27 protein-coding genes and 1 rRNA gene are annotated in these 19,325 nt (G+C 36.1%); 21 read left to right on the top strand and 7 right to left on the bottom strand.

The features are described 5' to 3' along the window. Window positions 1-10: 10 nt before the first annotated feature. The 3 genes from DS745_RS23945 (at window position 11) to DS745_RS23935 (ending at window position 2,850) form a co-directional block, all read left to right on the top strand. A complete protein-coding gene (locus DS745_RS23945) occupies window positions 11-859 on the top strand; it encodes a TraB/GumN family protein (RefSeq protein WP_161568379.1) in 849 nt (282 codons plus the stop codon). Window positions 860-1,039: 180 nt separating this feature from the next. Continuing rightward, complete coding sequence (locus DS745_RS23940; RefSeq protein WP_129080765.1) at window positions 1,040-1,480, top strand: hypothetical protein; 441 nt, start codon at window positions 1,040-1,042, stop codon at window positions 1,478-1,480. 86 nt (window positions 1,481-1,566) lie between these two features. Then, entirely contained in the window at window positions 1,567-2,850 is a 1,284-nt protein-coding gene (locus DS745_RS23935) for a sensor histidine kinase (RefSeq protein WP_129080764.1), read from the top strand. A gap of 40 nt (window positions 2,851-2,890) precedes the next feature. Here DS745_RS23935 and DS745_RS24995 read toward each other — a convergent pair whose 3' ends face one another. Both DS745_RS24995 and DS745_RS25440 read right to left on the bottom strand, forming a co-directional pair. After that, window positions 2,891-3,043, bottom strand: a complete 153-nt coding sequence (locus tag DS745_RS24995) for a hypothetical protein (protein ID WP_196121311.1) — start codon at window positions 3,041-3,043, stop codon at window positions 2,891-2,893. After that, window positions 3,033-3,167 carry a hypothetical protein gene (locus DS745_RS25440; RefSeq protein ID WP_277750956.1) on the bottom strand — a complete coding sequence of 45 codons (135 nt, stop codon included), beginning with the start codon at window positions 3,165-3,167 and terminating at the stop codon, window positions 3,033-3,035. Before DS745_RS25440 ends, DS745_RS24995 begins: the two co-directional genes overlap by 11 nt. 97 nt (window positions 3,168-3,264) lie before the next feature. Here DS745_RS25440 and DS745_RS23930 point away from each other — a divergent pair, with 97 nt between their 5' ends. The 3 genes from DS745_RS23930 (at window position 3,265) to DS745_RS23920 (ending at window position 5,097) form a co-directional block, all read left to right on the top strand. After that, a complete protein-coding gene (locus tag DS745_RS23930) occupies window positions 3,265-3,444 on the top strand; it encodes a hypothetical protein (protein ID WP_129080763.1) in 180 nt (59 codons plus the stop codon). Between the two features lie 174 nt (window positions 3,445-3,618). Next, window positions 3,619-4,098: a flavodoxin domain-containing protein gene (locus DS745_RS23925; protein WP_129080762.1), complete on the top strand. Its 480-nt coding sequence runs from the start codon at window positions 3,619-3,621 to the stop codon at window positions 4,096-4,098. Window positions 4,099-4,260: 162 nt separating this feature from the next. Continuing rightward, complete coding sequence (locus DS745_RS23920; RefSeq protein ID WP_129080761.1) at window positions 4,261-5,097, top strand: SDR family oxidoreductase; 837 nt, start codon at window positions 4,261-4,263, stop codon at window positions 5,095-5,097. 89 nt (window positions 5,098-5,186) lie between these two features. Here the strand turns inward: DS745_RS23920 and DS745_RS23915 are convergent, their stop codons facing one another. Then, complete coding sequence (locus tag DS745_RS23915; RefSeq protein ID WP_129080760.1) at window positions 5,187-5,387, bottom strand: hypothetical protein; 201 nt, start codon at window positions 5,385-5,387, stop codon at window positions 5,187-5,189. Window positions 5,388-5,554: 167 nt separating this feature from the next. Here DS745_RS23915 and DS745_RS23910 point away from each other — a divergent pair, with 167 nt between their 5' ends. Both DS745_RS23910 and DS745_RS23905 read left to right on the top strand, forming a co-directional pair. Beyond that, complete coding sequence (locus DS745_RS23910; RefSeq protein WP_196121310.1) at window positions 5,555-5,899, top strand: hypothetical protein; 345 nt, start codon at window positions 5,555-5,557, stop codon at window positions 5,897-5,899. 133 nt (window positions 5,900-6,032) lie between these two features. Continuing rightward, window positions 6,033-6,116 carry a YjcZ family sporulation protein gene (locus DS745_RS23905; protein ID WP_129080813.1) on the top strand — a complete coding sequence of 28 codons (84 nt, stop codon included), beginning with the start codon at window positions 6,033-6,035 and terminating at the stop codon, window positions 6,114-6,116. Window positions 6,117-6,159: 43 nt separating this feature from the next. On the opposite strand, the gene DS745_RS23900 is transcribed toward DS745_RS23905, so the two are convergent. Then, on the bottom strand, window positions 6,160-6,474 hold the full coding sequence (locus DS745_RS23900) for a DUF5634 family protein (RefSeq protein ID WP_129080759.1): 315 nt from the start codon (window positions 6,472-6,474) through the stop codon (window positions 6,160-6,162). A 125-nt stretch (window positions 6,475-6,599) separates the two neighbouring features. On the opposite strand from DS745_RS23900, the gene DS745_RS23895 reads away from it, so the two are divergent. The 6 genes from DS745_RS23895 to DS745_RS23870 all read left to right on the top strand — a co-directional run bounded on the left by DS745_RS23895 (window position 6,600) and on the right by DS745_RS23870 (window position 10,797). After that, on the top strand, window positions 6,600-6,791 hold the full coding sequence (locus DS745_RS23895) for a YbxH family protein (protein ID WP_129080758.1): 192 nt from the start codon (window positions 6,600-6,602) through the stop codon (window positions 6,789-6,791). A 12-nt stretch (window positions 6,792-6,803) separates the two neighbouring features. Further along, window positions 6,804-7,055 (top strand): sigma-G-dependent sporulation-specific acid-soluble spore protein CsgA, encoded by a 252-nt coding sequence (locus DS745_RS23890; RefSeq protein WP_129080757.1) that lies wholly within the window; start codon window positions 6,804-6,806, stop codon window positions 7,053-7,055. Between the two features lie 52 nt (window positions 7,056-7,107). Next, the gene (locus DS745_RS23885; protein WP_129080756.1) at window positions 7,108-7,872 is read left to right on the top strand and encodes a nucleotidyltransferase domain-containing protein; all 765 of its coding nucleotides are present in this window, start codon (window positions 7,108-7,110) and stop codon (window positions 7,870-7,872) included. Between the two features lie 19 nt (window positions 7,873-7,891). After that, on the top strand, window positions 7,892-8,521 hold the full coding sequence (locus DS745_RS23880; protein ID WP_129080755.1) for an HAD-IA family hydrolase: 630 nt from the start codon (window positions 7,892-7,894) through the stop codon (window positions 8,519-8,521). Between the two features lie 2 nt (window positions 8,522-8,523). Next, entirely contained in the window at window positions 8,524-9,864 is a 1,341-nt protein-coding gene (locus tag DS745_RS23875; RefSeq protein WP_129080754.1) for a purine-cytosine permease family protein, read from the top strand. Window positions 9,865-10,197: 333 nt separating this feature from the next. After that, complete coding sequence (locus DS745_RS23870) at window positions 10,198-10,797, top strand: DNA-3-methyladenine glycosylase (RefSeq protein ID WP_129080753.1); 600 nt, start codon at window positions 10,198-10,200, stop codon at window positions 10,795-10,797. 51 nt (window positions 10,798-10,848) lie between these two features. On the opposite strand, the gene DS745_RS23865 is transcribed toward DS745_RS23870, so the two are convergent. Both DS745_RS23865 and DS745_RS23860 read right to left on the bottom strand, forming a co-directional pair. Beyond that, window positions 10,849-11,262, bottom strand: a complete 414-nt coding sequence (locus tag DS745_RS23865) for a hypothetical protein (protein WP_129080752.1) — start codon at window positions 11,260-11,262, stop codon at window positions 10,849-10,851. A gap of 479 nt (window positions 11,263-11,741) precedes the next feature. After that, entirely contained in the window at window positions 11,742-12,005 is a 264-nt protein-coding gene (locus DS745_RS23860; RefSeq protein ID WP_129080751.1) for a DUF1292 domain-containing protein, read from the bottom strand. Window positions 12,006-12,187: 182 nt separating this feature from the next. On the opposite strand from DS745_RS23860, the gene DS745_RS24800 reads away from it, so the two are divergent. The 6 genes from DS745_RS24800 to DS745_RS23835 all read left to right on the top strand — a co-directional run bounded on the left by DS745_RS24800 (window position 12,188) and on the right by DS745_RS23835 (window position 17,321). Next, on the top strand, window positions 12,188-12,661 hold the full coding sequence (locus DS745_RS24800; protein ID WP_161568378.1) for a hypothetical protein: 474 nt from the start codon (window positions 12,188-12,190) through the stop codon (window positions 12,659-12,661). Beyond that, window positions 12,654-13,904, top strand: a complete 1,251-nt coding sequence (locus tag DS745_RS23855) for a glutathionylspermidine synthase family protein (RefSeq protein ID WP_161568377.1) — start codon at window positions 12,654-12,656, stop codon at window positions 13,902-13,904. Before DS745_RS24800 ends, DS745_RS23855 begins: the two co-directional genes overlap by 8 nt. Continuing rightward, on the top strand, window positions 13,901-14,317 hold the full coding sequence (locus DS745_RS23850; protein WP_129080749.1) for a DUF350 domain-containing protein: 417 nt from the start codon (window positions 13,901-13,903) through the stop codon (window positions 14,315-14,317). The genes DS745_RS23855 and DS745_RS23850 overlap by 4 nt, the downstream gene beginning before the upstream one ends. Before the next feature lie 12 nt (window positions 14,318-14,329). After that, window positions 14,330-15,571, top strand: a complete 1,242-nt coding sequence (locus tag DS745_RS23845) for a glutathionylspermidine synthase family protein (RefSeq protein WP_129080748.1) — start codon at window positions 14,330-14,332, stop codon at window positions 15,569-15,571. Between the two features lie 54 nt (window positions 15,572-15,625). Then, window positions 15,626-16,645, top strand: a complete 1,020-nt coding sequence (locus tag DS745_RS23840) for a potassium channel family protein (RefSeq protein ID WP_129080747.1) — start codon at window positions 15,626-15,628, stop codon at window positions 16,643-16,645. 169 nt (window positions 16,646-16,814) lie between these two features. After that, window positions 16,815-17,321 carry a GNAT family N-acetyltransferase gene (locus DS745_RS23835; RefSeq protein ID WP_129080746.1) on the top strand — a complete coding sequence of 169 codons (507 nt, stop codon included), beginning with the start codon at window positions 16,815-16,817 and terminating at the stop codon, window positions 17,319-17,321. Between the two features lie 48 nt (window positions 17,322-17,369). On the opposite strand, the gene DS745_RS23830 is transcribed toward DS745_RS23835, so the two are convergent. Beyond that, on the bottom strand, window positions 17,370-18,713 hold the full coding sequence (locus DS745_RS23830; RefSeq protein WP_129080745.1) for a methyl-accepting chemotaxis protein: 1,344 nt from the start codon (window positions 18,711-18,713) through the stop codon (window positions 17,370-17,372). 511 nt (window positions 18,714-19,224) lie between these two features. On the opposite strand from DS745_RS23830, the gene DS745_RS23825 reads away from it, so the two are divergent. Next, a 16S ribosomal RNA gene (locus tag DS745_RS23825) occupies window positions 19,225-19,325 on the top strand; the annotation flags it as partial.

Genomic DNA, 19,325 nt, shown 5'->3' with positions numbered 1-19,325 from the left:
GCAAAAGACAATGGAACAACAGGAAGACATTGGATCCAAGGGCGTTTTTTATGAAATTACGTATGGTGAAAATACTGTATACCTATTGGGTTCTATTCACATTGGTTTACCTAACCTTTATCCTCTTCATGAAAAAGTAGAAGCTGCTTACCAGAACTCTGAATATTTGGTGGTAGAGATTAATAGTAATGACATCGATCCGATGGAGATGATGGAGGTCATGTTTGAAATCGGTGTGTATCAAGATGGAACCACGATACAGGATCACATCTCACCTGATCTTTATGAGGAATTACTAGGTACGATAAGTGAATTAGGTCTGAACGAAGAAACAGTTACGATTTTTAAACCATGGCTATTAGCAGATATGCTAGAGTCGACATTGTTAGAAAACGCAGGCTTTTCTTTAGAACTTGGTATTGATCAATATTTTCTCTCTAAAGCTGAAATTGAGAAAAAGGAGATCCTTAGCCTAGAAACGATACATGATCAATTAAACCTTTATTCAATGTTGCTACCTGAGTCACAAGAAAAAGCATTAAAGGCTACTATCGAAGATCAAGATAACACAATTAAGCAAATTGAAGAGTTAATGGAAATGTGGAAGCACGGGGACATTCATGGACTAAGTAAACTTCGTACTATTGAAGAAGATGAATCAGGGGATGTTGTTGACTACTTTTATGCTCTTACCGATAAACGAGATAAGGAAATGACGGCAAAAATTGAAGACTTTCTAAAAAATGGTCAGTCAGAAACTTTTTTTGTTGTCGTAGGAGCCCTTCATTTAGTGGGGGAAAATAGTATTATCGATTTATTAAAACAACAAGGATACGAAGTTACGAAAGTCATAGACTAATTGTGTAAAATAAGTGTCAACAATAAGTAGGTATTTTCAACTATGGGAGAAGATTTTTGTAGAAAAATTTTCCTTAACTATTTATAATAAAAATAGTTAAGGAAAATTTCGTTGGCCAGAATGCCAAAACTTCCCATCAAACGTACTGTTTTGAATTATAGATTAAGGGGGGAAGTGTTTTTGAAAAAGTTTTTTATAGTTATTTTACTATTATTATCTGCTGGATTTTTAGGTAATTATGCTTATAACTACTTTCTTTCAATAGCCTCTGATAAAGTCATTGAACATATCGTTAGTGATTTACTAGATGAGGAAATGTTAGATCAAATCTTAAGCGACCCGAATATTAATGAGATTGTTGCTTCTTTCTCCGAAAATGTAGGTAGTGAACATGCACTTCCTTTTTCTACAAAAGAAGAAGGCGTTAAAGTTGTTTTATCAAAATTTTCAATAGCTGAAATGACGGAAATAGCTACACAGGTTCAAGGTGGATTATCTAGTAGTGAACAACAGAAGATTGCTAGTAAACTGCAGGAACGCTTGACAGATGAGGAACTAGAGGCACTTATGATTATTGGTATTGCCGAGTTTAAAAAAGAAATATCCACTAAAACTCAATAACGTTAATTCATTCCGCTTACGCCCACAAGAACTCTTTCTAATTTGTGGGTTTTATTTTTACACTTTTAGAATTGGGGCGTGCAATCTTGGTAACGATTATCGAAATGAAAATGTTTTTGTTGAATGTTTGTTTTGTTCTGCTCTTGTTTTTTCTTTATCATTACTTTATTGAAAAAAAAGTTACAAAGCTTTCAGAAGAATTTTTTATTTTTATCATTTCTAGTTTTTCAATTATCATGTGTATGACTTTTACTATTTCTCCTACACCAGGATATTTAATCGATATTCGCCAACTGCCATTTATCATTGGCGCTTTATATGGAGGGCGTCGAGTGATGGTGGGACTTTTTACGGTGATAATTTTATACCGCTATCAAGTTGGACTTGATTTTGGCTTTTATTCTACTGTAGTAATTTATCTCGTAGTTTCAGCAATTTTATGGATCATAATCCCAAAGTTTTCACAAGCTATGACTCTAAAAAAGAGGCTACAATTGACCTTAGTTACTTCAAGCATTTGGGCCGTAGTTCTAATCGGGTTATTCCTTGCTTCCGGAACTTCACTTAACTTAAAGGGCTATGCAATTTCAACATTAGCAATAGTAATTCATTTTGTCGGAATTATTTTGTTTGTTTCGTTTATTGAAAAAGTAAGAAAAGAACGATTGTTAATAAATGAACTAAACAAATTGGAACGACTGAGAATAGTTGGCGACATTGCTGCTAGTATTTCTCATGAAGTTCGAAATCCGTTAACTGTAACAAAGGGGTTCTTACAATTACTACGTTGTAGTGATGTTTCTAGTGATAAAAAAGAACAGTACATAAAACTATCTTTAGACGAGTTGCAACGTGCTGAAGAAATTATCACAGATTACTTAACTTTCGCTAAACCATCTCTAGAAAACGTAGTTGTGCTAGAGTTGAATAGTGAAGTAGATTACGTACATAAAGTGTTAGCTCCTTTTGCGGCAATGAGTAACTTAACTATAGAAGTTGAGAAGTCGGAAAAGGTTTACATACTAGCTGAAAGGCAGAAACTTCATCAGGCCCTAATTAATTTAGCTAAAAATGGACTTGAGGCAATGGCCCATGGTGGGAAACTTTTAATAAGTATAGAGGAAACGGCTACTCATGCGGTAATTAGAATTATAGATACAGGAAATGGAATGACGGAAGAACAAATTACTAGATTAGGAACCCCTTATTATTCGACAAAAGAAAAAGGGACAGGTTTAGGAACGATGGTTGTGTACAGTATCATTAAAATTTTTGATGGTCAAATTTCTGTAAAGAGTACAGTAGGAAAAGGAACCTGTTTTAAAATTGTACTTCCAAAGATCACAAATGAAACAAAAAAAGCAAATTAAGCTAAGCGAACTTGGGGGTGAATTCCAGGTTCGCTTTTTTTTATTCTTCTTGATTTTGGTCGTATTCATTAAGGTATTCATTTTCAGTAGTTGAATATCGTACATTTTGTAAACTCATTTCAGGTTCTAACCCATAGGATTCATGTTGTTCTGCCTTTTTATCTTCCTTAGACTTTAGTTGCTTATCTTTCATGGTTTGACTCCTTTTGTTTTGGTTTGCTTGTTTTGTTTCCAGTTGTGTACTCATACGCTGATATTCCATTGTCTTTTATCTTGCCTTTAGTAACTTTGTATTGACTTGAATCACGCTGTACCACAGTAAGTCCTCCTTGGTTGAGATTAAGGTTATTTTGCCGACTTTTTATTTGTTTCATCCAGACAGGGAAAGCTATTTTTAGAAAGGGGTGAAACTAAATGAGCAAACTAAATCAAGAGGATGCTCCAAATAATAACCTAACACCTGGTGACATCAAATCATCTAAACTTGTATCAAATGAAGATCATGAATTCTCAGAGGAACTATCTGATGGTGGTGAACGAAACGAAAATATAAAAGAAATGGATAAGTTTACAAAGGGAGTAAGACTAATTTAAGATATCGAGGGCTGTCTCTAATTATGACAGCTCTTTGAACTACTGTTGGATACTATTGACACTTACATGCTTTGGTGGTAAATTTGCTGAAAATACATAGCTCACATTACCTACTGACCTTGCCAAACTAGAGCTACTTTGGTGAGGTCTATACTATTTAAGGGGTGTTCTTTTGTGGATACAGTAATTATTTACGCTTCTTCCCATGGGACAACAGAAAAAGCTGCAAAGATGTTAGGACAAAAAATTACTGGTCAGGTTACTATTATTGATCTTAAGAAAATAAAAAACCTAGACCTAGAAGAATTTGATCAAGTAATAATAGGTGGTTCTATTCACGCCGGTATGATACAACGTAAAGTAACAAACTTTATGAAACGTTTTGAGAATGAACTTCTTGCCAAGAGATTAGGGCTCTTCCTTTGCTGTATGCGTGAAGGAGAGTCTGCTAATGTTCAATTCGAACAATCCTACCCTCAAGTCTTACGGGAGCATTCGAAAGCAAATGGGTTATTTGGTGGGGAATTTTTATTTGGGAAAATGAATTATATCGAAAAAACAATCATAAAGAAAATGAAAGGTGACACAGAAGACGTGTCAACACTCGATGAAAAAGCCATCAATGAATTTGCCAAGTCACTACTAGACTATTAGTAGCTTAGTAGATAAGGAGAAGAGAAGTTGTAAGTATATATTGATTAAAGGTAAGATTATAAACAAAACGATACATATTGAGAAACCTTCAATAATATAGGAAGGATCTCTTTGAAGGTTTTGATATATATCCGAAGGGATTTTGGTTCGAGGAGGATGATGATGGAAAAAGAAATTGTCTTAATTACTGGTACAAGCAGTGGCTTTGGATTTTTAACAGCACTCCAATTAGCTCAAAAAGGGTACTTGGTGGTAGCCACTATGCGAAACCTAGGGAAAAGAGTGGCTTTGGAAGCTGAAGCAAAGAAACGAAAACTTGAAGAACATCTAGAAATTTTAGAGTTAGATGTGACCAATACAGACCATATAATAAGAGTTAAAGAGTATATAGAAACTAAGTTTGGTCGACTTGACATTCTTATTAATAATGCTGGCTACTGTGCAGGTGGCATGACTGAACACCTATCACTAGATGAATGGCGTAAGCAACTCGAAACAAATTTATTTAGTGTTGTAGCAGTTACAAAAGCATTTTTACCGTTAATGCGTGAGAAAAGAAGAGGGAAAATTATTAATATTGGTAGTATAAGTGGAAGATTTGGATTTCCAGCAATGGGACCTTATGCTGCATCAAAATGGGCTCTATCCGGTTTTAGTGAATCGTTAAGACTTGAGGTCCTTCCGTTTGGGATCTATGTAAGCTTAATTGAGGCAGGATCTTTTAAAACCGAGATATGGGATAAGAGTTTAGAGGGAGTGGAGGTAAGTGGACAAGACGACTACGAAAAAGGGATCGGTTTTGTCTATAAGTACGCAAAACAATCAGCTAGGGATGCTGCAGATCCTAGTGAGGTCATACATAGAATTTTGAAGATTTGTCAAACAAAGAGACCAAAGCTACGGTATCAGGTTGGGAAAGGCGTAAGGTTACAAATTTTAAGTAAGGCACTTTTGCCCTGGTCAATGATTGAAAAAATGATTTTAAAGAAAATGAGATAAGACGAAAGCAACAAACTTTGCGAAAACAGCCAACAAAAAAAACGGCCATGATGACCGTTTAAATCTAAATCTAACAATGACTCGTATAGTTAAAAGCTATTCGGGTTATTTTTTACGCTGTTATGATTTTTCATTTCCAATTCAATTCGCGCAACTTCTTCTTTCGCTTTTTGATCAGCTTTTTTTAATTTTGTTAACGTTATTTTCGCGACAATAAACATAAATGCCATGGCAAGATAAGCATAACCGAAACCACCGGAAGCCTTATCAGGGAATGTAAAGATGTCCATAGGAACACTACCTTTCAGCTTTTCTAAGATAATTATACTAGGAAACTAGGTATATATCTAGTTTTTAATATTTCTGGTTCTCAATCCAAAAGTAGGCGCTAGGTACTTGCTCCATATATAGACAAATACATAGTATAAATTGTACGAAAATTGAAGGAGGCTATCCTATGTATAATTATTATCCACAAGAACAAAACCCGTATTATAACGTTAGATCTGATCAACATGTACAATACGATCCAAATGATGAGAGACTATTAGGCGCTGCAGCTGTGCCATTATTATTAGGAGGAGCATTAGGCGCAGGTTTAGGAGGAGCGTTTGGTGGAGGATTTGGAGCACCATATGGAGCTGGCTTTGGTGTACCTTATGGTGGCTATGGCTACGGTCCTGGATTTGGACACTTTGGCTACGGCAGACCACCATTCCATCATCATGGTAGACCACCATTCCATCATTATGGTAGACCGCCGTTTCACCATCGACCACCTTATGGACACTGGTATTACTAGGCAACTAGTAGGCGTTTGTTGATTAGTAGCTTAACTAAACATTCGCCCATACACATTTGACTGAAATGAATATAGTAATTTCGTAGGTGGATTTAATTGTTCCACACTAAAATTGTTAAAGGAGTAGATATTAATGGGTGCAGGTTTTGCGTTAATCGTTGTATTGTTTATTTTACTAGTGATCATCGGTGCTTCTTACGTTGGTTACGGTTATTAATTAAAAATAATTAGAGGCTGCCCTTAAGGCAGCCTTTTTCTAATTAATGTTTAATACGATCCTCTTCAAGGTAATTAAAAACCTCGTCAAGATTTTGATAGCCTCTCGTATCGCCAGCCTCGCTTTCAATAACCCAGCTTGATTCTGCAGGTGCTAACTGGCCTTCCTCATTTTTCGTAAAAGCTTGGTGAATCATGTAAACCACGCCATTCTTACGGACTGTATAACCTAAATAATACGTCTTGCCTTCTCCTTCTTCTTCAAAGATCCCGACATCATCAAGGCCGTACTTAGCTAGCATACCTTGTAAAGAATCGTTCATTTCATTAATGATTGTTTCTCGTTGAAAATATTCCATCGATAATCCCCCTTAAAATTCATTACATTTGTAATATGCATTATTTTTAATATAAATATTTCAATAAAATTCCTAACGATGGGTCATAATATAAATGGTTCTCTATAAGTAAAGGGGTTGTTTTTATGGGAGCAATTGATCGGAATGGCTACCGATTTGAGCCTGAATTCAGTGTCATTAATCAAAAAGGGGCTATACATGTCTCCAAAAATGGCAAGTTCGTTGAGGAGATTAAGTTTGAGTTTCATGGAGAGTTCCCTGAATTAAATAAAATCGAAGAACTCGTTGATACATACTGTGAGGAACATAATATTTAGGGGGTTTTACAAATGGATGCTACACTAGGCTATTTACGTGAATCGTTATCAAACTATACAGAGAAATACCCAAGCTGTCAGCGGATTTACACAAAATTAAAGGAAGGTCATTATCAAAATGAAGGTGAATTCGTAAACGACTTAAATGAGGCAGAAATGGCAGTTTTAGATTTGGTATTAAAAAACGAGATCAGTTATGCGAAAAAAGAGCAAGATCAAAAACGGGCACATGAATTAAGCGAAGTATATGAATTATTATTTTAAACGATTATAATGAAGACAGTGTAATAGCACTGTCTTTTTTTGGGGTGAATATATGATGAAAGAATGTATTCTTAAACAGCTTCAAACAATAGAAGAAGAGTATTCTGTAAAAATAATATTTGCCTGTGAAGCAGGTAGTAGGTCTACAGGGCTTGCCACACCAACTAGTGATTATGATGTCCGTTTTCTTTACATTCGGCCAATTCAATGGTATTTATCAATTGATAAGAAAAAAGATGATGTGATTTCCTTACCAGTTAATAATCAACTTGATCTTGTTGGTTGGGATCTACAAAAGGCTTTATTTCTGTTAACAAAATCGAACCCGACTTTGTTAGAATGGTTGCAATCATCCATTATCTATCTTGAAAACGAGACGATAACTAATAAAATTAAAGAGGTTGTTCCTTACATCTTTTCAGTGCGAACTTGCTTTTTTCATTACTTACATATGGCCAAGGGTAACTATAAAGCCGCACTCAAGGATGATGAACCATCAGTCAAATTGTATCTAAATGTCCTCCGTCCCCTCCTTTATTGTCGCTGGTTAGAAAGAAAACAAACTATTCCTTCGGTGGAGTTTGAACATTTGTTAGATGTATGTGAGCAAGGAATTAAATCAGAAGTAGCAGCGTTGTTACACTTGAAAAAAGGGCGGTTGGTAACACCAAACTTTGCTATGTTAAATACATACATAGAGAAGGAGTTTATTCATTTAGAGCATGTAATTAAAGAAGTGGAAGATCAAAAAGAAGATTTGAATGTAAATGACATCTTTTTGTATTCCTTAGAGCATATATGGCAGATAAAATTGTAAAAGGGGTGGAGAACCCAGGATGTTAAAATATATTATTTTTGATTTTGATGGAACCTTGGTTGATTCAAAAGATTTTTCTATCCAAGTTATCAATCAATTAGCAGAAAAGTACCAGTTTAATAGGCTTAGTCAAGAGCAAATTGAACACTTGCGTAAGTTTCCAATCGCTGAGCGGTGTAAGGCAATAGGTTTCCCATTATATAAAATTCCTTTTGCCTTGATTGATTTTTTGCTCATGTATAAAAAAGGTACAGAGCAACTTTCTTTGTTCCCTGGCATTAGAGATTTATTGGAGAAACTTGAAGAAGACTTTAATCTGGCCGTTATTTCGTCAAATACAGAAGAGAATATTACACAAGCACTTCAGAATAATGAAATTGAGAATATAGATGATATATTAGTAGCCTCCATCTTTGGAAAAGACAAAGTAATTAAACAGTTCTTAAAGAAGCACAGTTTAAAAGCTTCAGAGGTTCTATATGTTGGAGATGAACTACGTGATATTTTGGCGTGTAAAAGAGCAGGTATTAAAATCGCTTGGGTCAGCTGGGGCTTTGACTCGATTGAGGTAACGGAAATCGAGAAGCCAGATTATACTGCCCACCAGCCTATGGATTTACTTTCTATTGCTCAATCAATTGGGGGATAAGTATGGGAGAAGCACTTAAAATTAAAGAAAAAAAGAACGTTATTGAACGTTTCGGTTTGGAAGCTGTCCCAAGCCAACTGAGGACGACATCTGGAATGGAGTATGCCATGATCCAGATGGCAGTATCTGTGAATGCGGGCAACTTTCTAGTTCCAGCCCTTGCTGTATTGGAGGGCGGACTTTCATTTTTTTACGCAGTGTTAGCAACTGTAACTGGGGCTGCAATGGCGTTTTTCTTTGTTTCCTTTTTAGCTTTACCAGGGGCAAAATACGGAATTCCGGCGCAGTATGCAATTAGGTCAATTATGGGGATTAGAGGAGCTCGTTATGTCGCCTCTCCCGTTCGAACTTTAACTTCTTTGTATTGGTTTAGTGTACAAACAATAGGTGGAACGTATCTTCTAAAAGAATTAATTGAACGCTTTGTTGGTTATCACGTCTCGTTTATACCTTTAGCGTTATGTATGGCAACGATTATGGCTATCCTGGCTTTAATAGGTTTTGAGGCTGTAAAGAAAATAACGAAATACTTTCTACCTGTCTTGTTTTTAGGGGGAGTTGTGATGCTTTATATCTTTGTCACAACTGAGCAAGTTGGTATGACGTTTCAAGATGTTTTCCGAAAGGATGGAATTAATTCGGTTGGTTCGTTTGTTTTCTTTGCGAGCTTAGCTTTCGTGCAATATGTCTCTGGTGTCAGTTCAGCGTCCGATATGGCCCGTTATGGAAAAACACCAAAACAAGCTTATTGGGGTCTTTATCTTGGCAACGTAATTGGGTTTTCTATGACCGCTGTACTTGGGGCGTATACGGCAACTTTAGCAGGAAGTTGGAATCCTTATGTCGTTTCAACCCAGATGACGAATTCTCCCGTTTTCATAACGATCATATTTGTAGCAGCTATTTTTTCAATGATCTCTATTAATTTATCGAATGCGTACACTGGTGGGTACAGTTTGTTGAATAGCATTCCAAGGTTAGGGAGAATTAGAAGTGCGATTGTTTTTGGTTTAGTTGCCATTACATTAAGTGCATTTCCGGCTTTAGTTAATGATGCTAAGGTTTTTATAAGTTATTTAGGAACATTTATCATTCCTTTATCGGCAGTTATCGTATGTGATTTTCTGTTTGTTAAAAATCTTACACTAAAAGAAAGAGATTTTGAACATCTTGCTCATGAAAGTTATCACTATAATAAGCGAGGTTTTGGTTGTATTGTCGTAGGGATGATCTGTTATTTACTACTCCCTGAGTCACTATCTCCTGGTTTTGTTACATTCGTTGTTACAGGAGCTGTGTATTATTACGTTTCAAGAAGATCTAGTCATGAAATAGACGGATAAGAAGAGTCATTATCTAATACTGATAAAGCGAACATGACACTTGGTAGCCCTATCAACAAAAAAATGCAAAGAAAATTCTCCTGTTCAATTATGATACGTTGAAGAAAAAGGGATACTTTTAGTAAGGCTGTTTTCGCAAAGTGTTGCTTTCGTAAAAATCCCAAAAGCCGGATTTTTACACAAAATACTAAGAATTCACAACTAAGTTAGTAAGTATTGCTTATTGGCTGATATCTTCATCTAGGGTATTTATCCGATTATTTTAGGGTAAAAAAGCCACAATGTTTACGAAAAGAGCCTTTAGTAAACAGTAAATATTTTCTGGGGTGGACAATGAAATATAATCCGATATTAAAAAGTTTCTTTCAGCTACCTACACTTGAGTTAGCACAAGCTCTCTTAGGAAAACTGCTAGTAAAAGAGACGGAAGATGGACTAACATCCGGGTGGATTGTTGAAACGGAAGCGTATATTGGACCTGAGGACCGAGCAGCACATAGTTATGGAAACAGGAGAACAAAGAGGACGGAAGTCATGTTTGGACCAGCTGGCATTACCTATACTTATGTTATGCATACCCATTGTCTTGTCAATGTTGTTAGTGGCCCAATAGACCAACCAGAGGCAGTACTAATTCGGGCGGTTGAGCCTAAGGATGGTCTCGAACTAATGTACCAACGAAGAAATAACGTGAAGAGGGACCTTGATCTAACCAACGGACCAGGAAAACTAACAAAAGCACTAGGCATTACCATGGAAGATTACGGACACTCTTTAACAGATTTACCTTTGTATATTGCTGAAGGGAACGTAATAACAGATATTTCAAAAGGTACGAGAGTTGGAATTGACAATAGTGGTGAAGCTAAAGATTATCCTTGGAGATTTTGGATGACAGGTAATCCTTATCTGTCTAGAAAAGGAAAAAGCTAGGTGCTCAGTAAATGAGTGCCTAGCTTCTTTACTTTATCCAGGACTTAACAATTATTGTTGAGAATAATTAGTTGAAGAATAAGGAGAGTGCTGTTGTTGCATATGAGTCTGGTTCATCATTTGATTTGTTTGTTGGTGCATCGGTTGGTGAGAAGTGGATGTTTGGCTGTAGCCCATCATCATGCTTCCTTGACCTCTTAACTCTTGTTCTAACTGGTTACAAGTTTGGATAATTTGTTGACATTGGCGCATGGCTTGCTCATGTCCTTGAAGTGATTGTTGGATATATTGTGCAGCTTGACGTTCGCGTTGGATCATTTGTTCAAGGATTTGGACATTTTGTTGTTCTGACTGTAACATTTGCTTGTACTGTTGGCTACCTTGTTGTGTTTGTTGCATTAGTTGTTGTGCATATTGACGGCACTCGTTAATTTGTTGCATACCTTGAGTATAGTTGTTATTCATAATAATACCTCCACAAAAGTTGATTTGTTTTTTTCAAACATGAGTATTATGTGTTTGAACCATTCGTTCAATCCTCATTATTTTTTTTCATATAAATCAAAAAGTGAAGGGTGTGTATCTGGGGAAAACGCTTAGGACCAACTAAGAGAAATGAAAAAAATCTTACTCAAGGTTTGAATTCAAGATGGTGAAAATTAAGAAGTAGGAATTAATCCTAAAGTTAAGACTACAGAAAAAGAGGGTGACCCTAGGAGCTATGGGACACCCTTCTTTAATTTGGCTGTTGTTTTCGCAAAGGTTGTTGCTTTCGTAAAAATCCCAAAAGCCGGATTTTTACACAAAATACTAAGAATTCACAACTAATTTAGTGAGTCTTGCTCTTTTCTTACATAATTTATTGGCTGATCTCTTCTTCTAGGGTATTTTTCCGATTATTTTAATGTAAAAAGTAAAAATGTTTACTTTAAGAGCCTTTAATTTTAATCAGAAATAATATTGGGATCGCGAGAAGCTTCAACAGCAAGGGCATAGGCAGCTAAAATCGATGCCTTTTCTTCTTGGTTGGTAATACCGACTAGAGATTGTTCGTCACCATCGTCCTCAATTCTCATGAGTACTACTTCATCTTCTGAAGAAAGTAAGGCATAGGAATCATCAGCCATATCAAATAGGGCCTCAACATTAAAATCAACCATATTTCCCTCTTCATCTTGAATCGTTATTTGATCTCGAATTTCTTCCATGTTCTTCAAATCCCACCTTTTTGCTAAGACTTACTGTTACTTTCCCCTTAGTTAGAAAAAATAATAGCTCGTAATGCATATAGAATATCCAAATTTCTCAATTAGAAAAGAAAATGATAAAATTTGAAAGGAATTGAAACTCTAAGAATAGAAGTTCCGTATATGAACTGGAGGTGTTAAAGATGAGAAAGCCAAAAACAGATAAATTACTAAAGGGAATAGTTGGAACAACTGTGGCTCTAGCTTCTCTGTCAGGGTGTGGTGTTACCAGACATGATTTAGTCGGTATACCTGAATACCGAAATGATAACGTGGAAGTAGTCGAGGTTCCAGCCTTACCATCACCGGAAGAGGCTGATTGTGATACATGGACATGGGATGAGGAAGCAGAAGGCTATCAATGTGCTCAACCAAATTCTCCGCGTCATGGACATTACTATTACGGTGGTATGTGGTTTCCGACAGTTGCAGCATTTATGGCTGGGCGTGCAACAGCGGGTGGTAGGACCGGTACCGGGGTAACTAATCGTACGACACCACCACCAAACCAACAAGTCACACAACCAAGAACTAATACAAATACTAGTCCAAATACAGGTAATATTACTACTAATCCGCGTTCGGGTATGGGCGGTGGTGGTACGTTTGGTGGATAAACAGAGACAAAGAAATAGTTTTTACGTGCAAATACCTGATTTTTGGGATCGTCTTTATGGCAGTGAGTATGCTCTTTTTGATTGCTATGAATTAACAATTAATGAAGTTGAGCAAATTCGGAAAGCGACTCAGGATGCTTATTTTATCTATAAAAAAGTAAATTATTTGTTAAGAAGTGTATCTGATGAAACGTTATTGGACCTAGGTTTCCCGGAAAAAGGGTTGTCTTTTTTGAGATCAACTTCCATTCCTTATGAAACAGTGATTGGTCGATTTGATTTTGTGTTAACGCAAGCTGGGCCAAAAATTATTGAGTTTAATTCGGATACACCTACCTTTATTCGCGAGTTGTTTGACGTTAATGCTTTAGTTTGTGAGGAGTTTGGTTTAGTCAATCCAAATCAGGAGACTGCTGAGGAATTAGGAAAGGCCATTAGAAACAGTGTTTTTCACTGTGCCAATTCACTGGGAATTTCAGATCATCCTTATGTTATTTTTACTGCCCACGAAGACGATATTGAGGATAGAGAAACATTGAAATATTTAATGAAAGTAGCAAAAATCAAAGGTGCTACATTTGTCCCTTTAAGTAAAATTCAAATTGTTCCCGAAGGTGAAAATCAAGGAGTATATGACCCGGAAGGAAAAAAAGTTGATATCGTCTATCGTCATACATATCCATTAGAGGCTTTATTAGAGGATGTATCAGCCGATAACTATCCAATTGGTATTGAATTCATGAAGCTCGTGGAAGCCGGACGAGTAGGAATGTTAAACCCGGTGTCGGCTTTTTTAATGCAAAGCAAAGCGGTAATGGCATTAATCTGGGGGATGTATGAAGAACGACATCCATTCTTCGAAAAAGAAGAACTTCAAGTAATTGAGCGATATTTTCTCCCAACTTATTTAGATGAAGAGCCTTTTTATGAAACAGGAGAGATGTATGTTTCAAAACCAGCCTTTGGGCGTGAAGGAGACACAGTTGAAGTAAAGCAAGATGGTAAAACGATCTTCTCCCAGAAACAAAAAACGTATGATCAATACGTAAAAGTTTATCAAAAATATGTAGACTTACCTTCTACGACAATTCAAACTGAATTAGGAAGCCAAGAAGCCCACCTTTTAGTTGGGAGCTTTGTTGTCAATGAAAAACCTAGCGCAATTGGAATTCGTGCTGGTGCAAAGATCACTGATAATTTATCATATTTCTTACCTTGTGGTATGAGAGGAGAAAACAAATGAATTTAACTTATTACTTACAAACATTTGACCATTTTTTAATTTATCTAGGTACTTCTTTAGTTTTATTTTTAATCGGTACGTATATCTTTAAACTAATAACTCCCTATTCTGAACGTGCGTTAATAAAAAATGGGAATGTAGCGGTTTCTTTAAAGCTTTTAGGAAAAATGGGTGGTCTTGTTGTTGTTCTTCAGTCTGCGATCCGGAGTTCAATCAATCTAGTGGACCTAGCAATATGGGCGTTTGTTGCGATTATTATTCAAATTGTACTTCACCTAGTAATAGAGTACGTACTTACTCGAAACACGAATCTTGCAAAAGAAGTAGAAAAAGGGAACGTTGCTGTAGGCCTGCTATTAGGTGGGGTTTCTATTTTAGTTGGTCTCATTGTGGCGGCTAGTATTAGCTTTTAAAGGAGGGGGGCTATGCTTCCATATAAATCATTAACAGAACCATTTCATCCCGAGACTTACCTAAGAAAGTGGGAAGCGGTTGAAAAAAAGGCATCAGAAAAAGGTTTTACCTGGGGTTCTCTTTATGAAAATTATGAAGATAACCAGTACATGAGTGATTCTTTACTGCTTGTACCAAGAGGAATGGCACGTGAAATTGAAAATGCCTCTCGTGCTGTTAACGATATATACACCAAGACATTCGAACAGATAGGTAAAAATCCGTCTGTGCTTCATGACTTAGGATTACCAATTATGTTATGGGACTTGTTTTTAAAAAAGGCTAAAACGAGATTTTCCTATTTCACAAGATACGATTTTATTGCATCTGCCGAAGGGCTAAAAGTGATAGAAGCTAATACGGACACACCTGTTGGAATCGTTGAGGCTGCAATTGGGCAAGAGGTACTTTGCCAGGAACATCAACTCCCTAACCCGAATTCACAGCTCGGCAATAGGGTAAGAGATGCTTGGTACCAAGTGATTAAGGATTATTATATTCGCTCTACAGATACGCTTTACTTTACTTGTGCGGATTGGCACACAGAGGATAAGCAAACGGTTCAATATTTAATGAGTTGTTATCCTCAAAAAGCAAAATATATTCCTTTAGAAGAAATCGTAGTTGAGAAAGACAGTGTAAAAACACCAGACGGCGAAACGATTACATACCTTTACCGTCTTTATCCAATGGAATTTTTTCTTGAAGAAAGAAGTGGAACAGGAGAACCGATTGGAGAGCAGTTTCTCGTTCATATAATGGAAGAGAAGTTACAGGTCATTAATCCCCCGCAGGCTTTATTAATGCAATCAAAAGCTATTTTAGCTTTAATTACAGAAAAGAAAACTGAGTGGTTTACGCGAATTGAGCAAAATGCGATTGAAAAATATTTCTTGCCAACGTATTCAACTCCAAACAGACTTTCATCTTATGTGAAAAAGCCGGTTCTTGGTCGGGAAGGCGGAGGCATCCAAATCGTGGTTAACGGTCAAATTCTTGAAGAAGATGTTGATCATTACCAAAATCAACAAACGGTGTACCAACAATATTTCTCGATGCCTGATCAGACGATTGATACATGGGACGGACCTTATACAGGAAAACTTTTAATTGGCTCTCATGTATTGGCTGGAGAACCTAGTGGCCTTTTCTTTCGTGTGGGTGGCTTGATTACCGGTAACCTCTCGATGTTTGTACCATATACTGAAGTCTAATCAATGAACGGGAAAAAGAAATTTTTCCCGTTTACATATGTGAGGGGAACTACCATGCATTTTTTTCTAAAAATAAGTTTGTCGCTAATTAGGATGAAGAATATTACTTTAGCTATTACTACTAGTATTTTTATATTGTTCTGTACGGTTGTTATGTTTTACCTTGAACCTGATAACTTTGAAAGTTTACTTAATACCTTTTATTTTGTTATGACAACTTTTGCTACGGTTGGTTATGGTGATTATTCTCCCGTAACGATGACAGGAAAGCTTTTTTCAATAATTATGTACCTATTTGGAATAGGTTTATTGGGGGTAGTCATCGGGAAACTCGTGGATTCGTTTACGATTTTTAGAAAGAAAAGGGAGGAAGGAAGATTGAATTATATGAAAGAGCGTCATATTGTAATTGTCGGGTGGAATAAGAAAACAGATATCGCAGTTAAGGAAATATTAGATTCGGACTCATCAGTTGAAGTTGTCATTGTCGATCAATTACGACAGTCTCCAATTGATTTAGCATATAATCGGGTTCACTATATCCAAGGTGATCCTACAGAGGGCGAAACATTTGAGAAGGCAAACCTCAAAAGAGCAAAAGCAGTTATTGTTTTTTCTGATGATACAATTCAAGATCCATCATTAAAAGATGCGAAAACATTGCTAGTTTCCATTACAGTCGAACGTTTAGCGCCACATGTTCATACAACTGTAGAAGTTGCAACTGAAAAACATGTGTCAAACTTCTCTCATGTAAAAGTAGATGAGTTTATACTCTCTCAAGAAACAATCTCACATTTAGCGGTTAGAGCTGCTTTATATCAAGGTGTTAGTCAGATATACGCGCAGTTAATTAGTCGACAATATGGGGACGACTTATTTAAGATTTCAAAAGACCCAGCCTGGAAAACCTATAATGATGCATTTCAAGCACTATTACAAAAAGGAGCTACTTTAATTGCGGACAGGAATTTATTAGACATTAATAGACGTTTAGATGAAACTATTCCGGATGAGGCTGTTCTATATATTATTTGTAATCAGGAAACTTATCAATGCTTAAAAAAGCAATAAAATGCAAGAACTAGATTAATGAATATTTTTTTCATTTATATCATTCCATCTTTATCCGAAAATGAAGAGTGTGGGGGTAATCACGCTCTTTTTTGTGGATCTAGTGATAGCTTTTGTCTGTCCTTACATAAAAAAATTATATTTATAATAGCTTAATAGGAGTGTAGTTATGGATAAGCAGATTAGAATTGAACAAATTTTTTCTGAAGTACATTTTAATGAACTTGCTGAACTCTTAGCAATAGTAGTGGAGGATGGAGCTTCTATTGGTTTTTTGCCACCATTGTCAAATACTGATGCTATAGACTATTGGAAAACAGTGTTAGGACCGGGGGTAGTCTTATTAGTTGCGAAATTAAATGAGCAAATTGTCGGGAGTGTACAACTTCATCTATCAATGAAGCAGAATGGTAGACATAGAGCTGAAGTTGCAAAATTAATGACCCACCCAAATTTTCGTCGGAATGGGATAGGACGTATACTGATGGAGAAAGCCGAACAAATAGCTAAGCAAGAACAACGGTCATTAATTGTCTTAGATACGAGAGAAGGAGATCCATCAAATAATCTCTATCATTCGTTAGGATATATAGAAGGTGGTCGTATTCCTAACTATGCAATGTCCGCTGACGGTACATTAGCAGCAACGATACTCTACTACAAAAATGTTGATTGAGTGAAAAAGTCCAAAGATTATGCCTTTGGACTTTAGTTCTCTTTACTATTAAATTGAGAAATTCTTCATTTCCTTAACGAGTCCTTCGACCCCTATTACTTCATGGTTTTCATTAAATACAGGAACCTCCGTTATTTCAACAAAGCATTTCGTCCCATCTTTTCTATACAATTCCGTATAATATTTAGGTTGCTGTATTCCAGTTAGAGATGATTCGGTATAGTTAACTGCTTTTTTGTTTACTGTATGATCGGTTAAGAACGTTTCAAAGTTCTGCATAAACTCGTCTGTAGAATAGCCTAATACTTTTTCAACGGATTCAGTAACATATTCAAAGACGCCTTCAAGATTATGCCGGTATGAAAAATAACCTTGTTCTCCATTTTTTCCAGTTTCTAAAACAGTCCTTCTACCAATCTGATTTACATTTATAAATAGTTCGTTTACATTATTCGATACCGCTTTGTTATTATTATTCCCATCTATGGTCATCTCTTTAACAGACTCGGTGGTGGCGTATATTTCTTGAGCTGTTGCTAGTTGCGTTTGAGTTAGATCTGTTATTTCCTTAGCAAAGATACTAGCTTCAGTCATGTCTTTCACTACATAATTAATGTTATCTTTAAATTCAATCCCGGAGTTTAGCATGTTGTTAAACACTTGTTCAGTTACTCCTACGGATCGTTGAACAAGATTTATACTCTCGCGATTTGATTGTGATTGATTGACAGCTTGATTAATAATACTTTCAACATTGCCAATTAGTTGTTCAATTGTCTTGGTAGCTTCTGTGACGCTCTCTGAGAGTAGTCTGATTTCTTGCGCAACAACTGCAAAGCCTTTGCCATGCTCACCAGCACGAGCAGCTTCTATAGAAGCATTTAGGGCCAATAAATTTGTTTGAGAGGCAATGTTATTTATGACCTGTATAATTGTTTTGATCTCAAGGGCTGAGTTTCCAGCTAGAGAAACCGTATCTGTTAAGCTATTAATTGACTGAATAACAGCTTGGACGTTTTCTGATGTTTCCTTCATAGATAGTTTTCCTTGTTGTGAAATCTCGACCATTTCAATCGTTTTATGGTTTACATCTTCACATTTTTGTGATGCATCTAATACAACGTTCGAGAGTTCTGTAACCTTTAGGGTGATTTCTTCAGTATCTTTAGCAAATTCTCCAATGTTTTTGGTAAGGTCTTTAATGGAGGCAGATTGCTTCTTAGAGATTTCATCTTGTTCAGAAAGGATACTTTTAACTGTACCTGCCATTTGATTTGTTTCTATGACAATATCGGAGGTTCGATCAATTAGCTGTTCAATACGATGACTCTTTTCTATCAGTTTTGAATTGTAATCAGTTTTTCTTTTTCGTGGAATGATTGATTTAAACATGTGTCACTTCCTTGTTGTTATTATGATTAATATGTATTTTGTTTTAAGCCAATTTTATTTTACACTATGATAGGAGGCAATTGGATAAAAGTTTTGTTAATAATAGAAGTAAGTAATGCACATGTAGACAAACAGTTAGGAGGGGAATAAAAGAGGAAGTACTGTTGATAAAAAAGTTGTATTTTTATTTTGTTTATGGTAATCTTATAAACCTGAGTAAAACAAAACGAAATGTTATTGTTTTTCCAGAAAATACAATTTGCATTGATACGAATTGTTGTGATATATTATTACTTGTCGCTTCTGAAGGATGCGATGAACTGAAACAAACAAAAATTAAAACATTTTAAAAAAGATGTTGCATACGTTTTGTTATTGTGGTATAATAAATCTTGTCGCTAAAACGACTTACTAATTGTTCTTTGAAAACTGAACACACAGCCAAGCGAATTAAAGAGATATTAAATATCTCGTCAATGAATTATTTATTTTTGAGCTTTTGTCAAACACTTTTATGGAGAGTTTGATCCTGGCTCAGGACGAACGCTGGCGGCGTGCCTAATACATGCAAGTCGAGCGGAGAATGAAAAGCTTGCTTTTCATTCTTAGCGG

The organism is Anaerobacillus alkaliphilus (assembly GCF_004116265.1).
Lineage (GTDB): Bacteria > Bacillota > Bacilli > Bacillales > Anaerobacillaceae > Anaerobacillus > Anaerobacillus alkaliphilus.
This window is presented reverse-complemented; position numbering and strand designations above follow the sequence as displayed.

Excerpts from the sequence above, each read along its gene's own strand:
- DS745_RS23915 (WP_129080760.1), bottom strand. The coding sequence starts at position 5,387 with ATGGACATCTTTACATTCCCTGATAAGGCTTCCGGTGGTTTCGGTTAT.
- DS745_RS23905 (WP_129080813.1), top strand. The coding sequence starts at position 6,033 with ATGGGTGCAGGTTTTGCGTTAATCGTTGTATTGTTTATTTTACTAGTG.
- DS745_RS23945 (WP_161568379.1), top strand. The coding sequence starts at position 11 with ATGGAACAACAGGAAGACATTGGATCCAAGGGCGTTTTTTATGAAATT.
- DS745_RS23840 (WP_129080747.1), top strand. The coding sequence starts at position 15,626 with ATGCATTTTTTTCTAAAAATAAGTTTGTCGCTAATTAGGATGAAGAAT.
- DS745_RS23870 (WP_129080753.1), top strand. The coding sequence starts at position 10,198 with ATGAAATATAATCCGATATTAAAAAGTTTCTTTCAGCTACCTACACTT.
- DS745_RS23895 (WP_129080758.1), top strand. The coding sequence starts at position 6,600 with ATGGGAGCAATTGATCGGAATGGCTACCGATTTGAGCCTGAATTCAGT.
- DS745_RS24995 (WP_196121311.1), bottom strand. The coding sequence starts at position 3,043 with ATGAAAGATAAGCAACTAAAGTCTAAGGAAGATAAAAAGGCAGAACAA.
- DS745_RS23910 (WP_196121310.1), top strand. The coding sequence starts at position 5,555 with ATGTATAATTATTATCCACAAGAACAAAACCCGTATTATAACGTTAGA.
- DS745_RS23920 (WP_129080761.1), top strand. The coding sequence starts at position 4,261 with ATGGAAAAAGAAATTGTCTTAATTACTGGTACAAGCAGTGGCTTTGGA.
- DS745_RS23930 (WP_129080763.1), top strand. The coding sequence starts at position 3,265 with ATGAGCAAACTAAATCAAGAGGATGCTCCAAATAATAACCTAACACCT.
- DS745_RS23845 (WP_129080748.1), top strand. The coding sequence starts at position 14,330 with ATGCTTCCATATAAATCATTAACAGAACCATTTCATCCCGAGACTTAC.
- DS745_RS23865 (WP_129080752.1), bottom strand. The coding sequence starts at position 11,262 with ATGAATAACAACTATACTCAAGGTATGCAACAAATTAACGAGTGCCGT.
- DS745_RS23885 (WP_129080756.1), top strand. The coding sequence starts at position 7,108 with ATGATGAAAGAATGTATTCTTAAACAGCTTCAAACAATAGAAGAAGAG.
- DS745_RS23830 (WP_129080745.1), bottom strand. The coding sequence starts at position 18,713 with ATGTTTAAATCAATCATTCCACGAAAAAGAAAAACTGATTACAATTCA.
- DS745_RS24800 (WP_161568378.1), top strand. The coding sequence starts at position 12,188 with ATGAGAAAGCCAAAAACAGATAAATTACTAAAGGGAATAGTTGGAACA.
- DS745_RS23860 (WP_129080751.1), bottom strand. The coding sequence starts at position 12,005 with ATGGAAGAAATTCGAGATCAAATAACGATTCAAGATGAAGAGGGAAAT.
- DS745_RS23875 (WP_129080754.1), top strand. The coding sequence starts at position 8,524 with ATGGGAGAAGCACTTAAAATTAAAGAAAAAAAGAACGTTATTGAACGT.
- DS745_RS23850 (WP_129080749.1), top strand. The coding sequence starts at position 13,901 with ATGAATTTAACTTATTACTTACAAACATTTGACCATTTTTTAATTTAT.
- DS745_RS23880 (WP_129080755.1), top strand. The coding sequence starts at position 7,892 with ATGTTAAAATATATTATTTTTGATTTTGATGGAACCTTGGTTGATTCA.
- DS745_RS23835 (WP_129080746.1), top strand. The coding sequence starts at position 16,815 with ATGGATAAGCAGATTAGAATTGAACAAATTTTTTCTGAAGTACATTTT.
- DS745_RS23890 (WP_129080757.1), top strand. The coding sequence starts at position 6,804 with ATGGATGCTACACTAGGCTATTTACGTGAATCGTTATCAAACTATACA.
- DS745_RS23900 (WP_129080759.1), bottom strand. The coding sequence starts at position 6,474 with ATGGAATATTTTCAACGAGAAACAATCATTAATGAAATGAACGATTCT.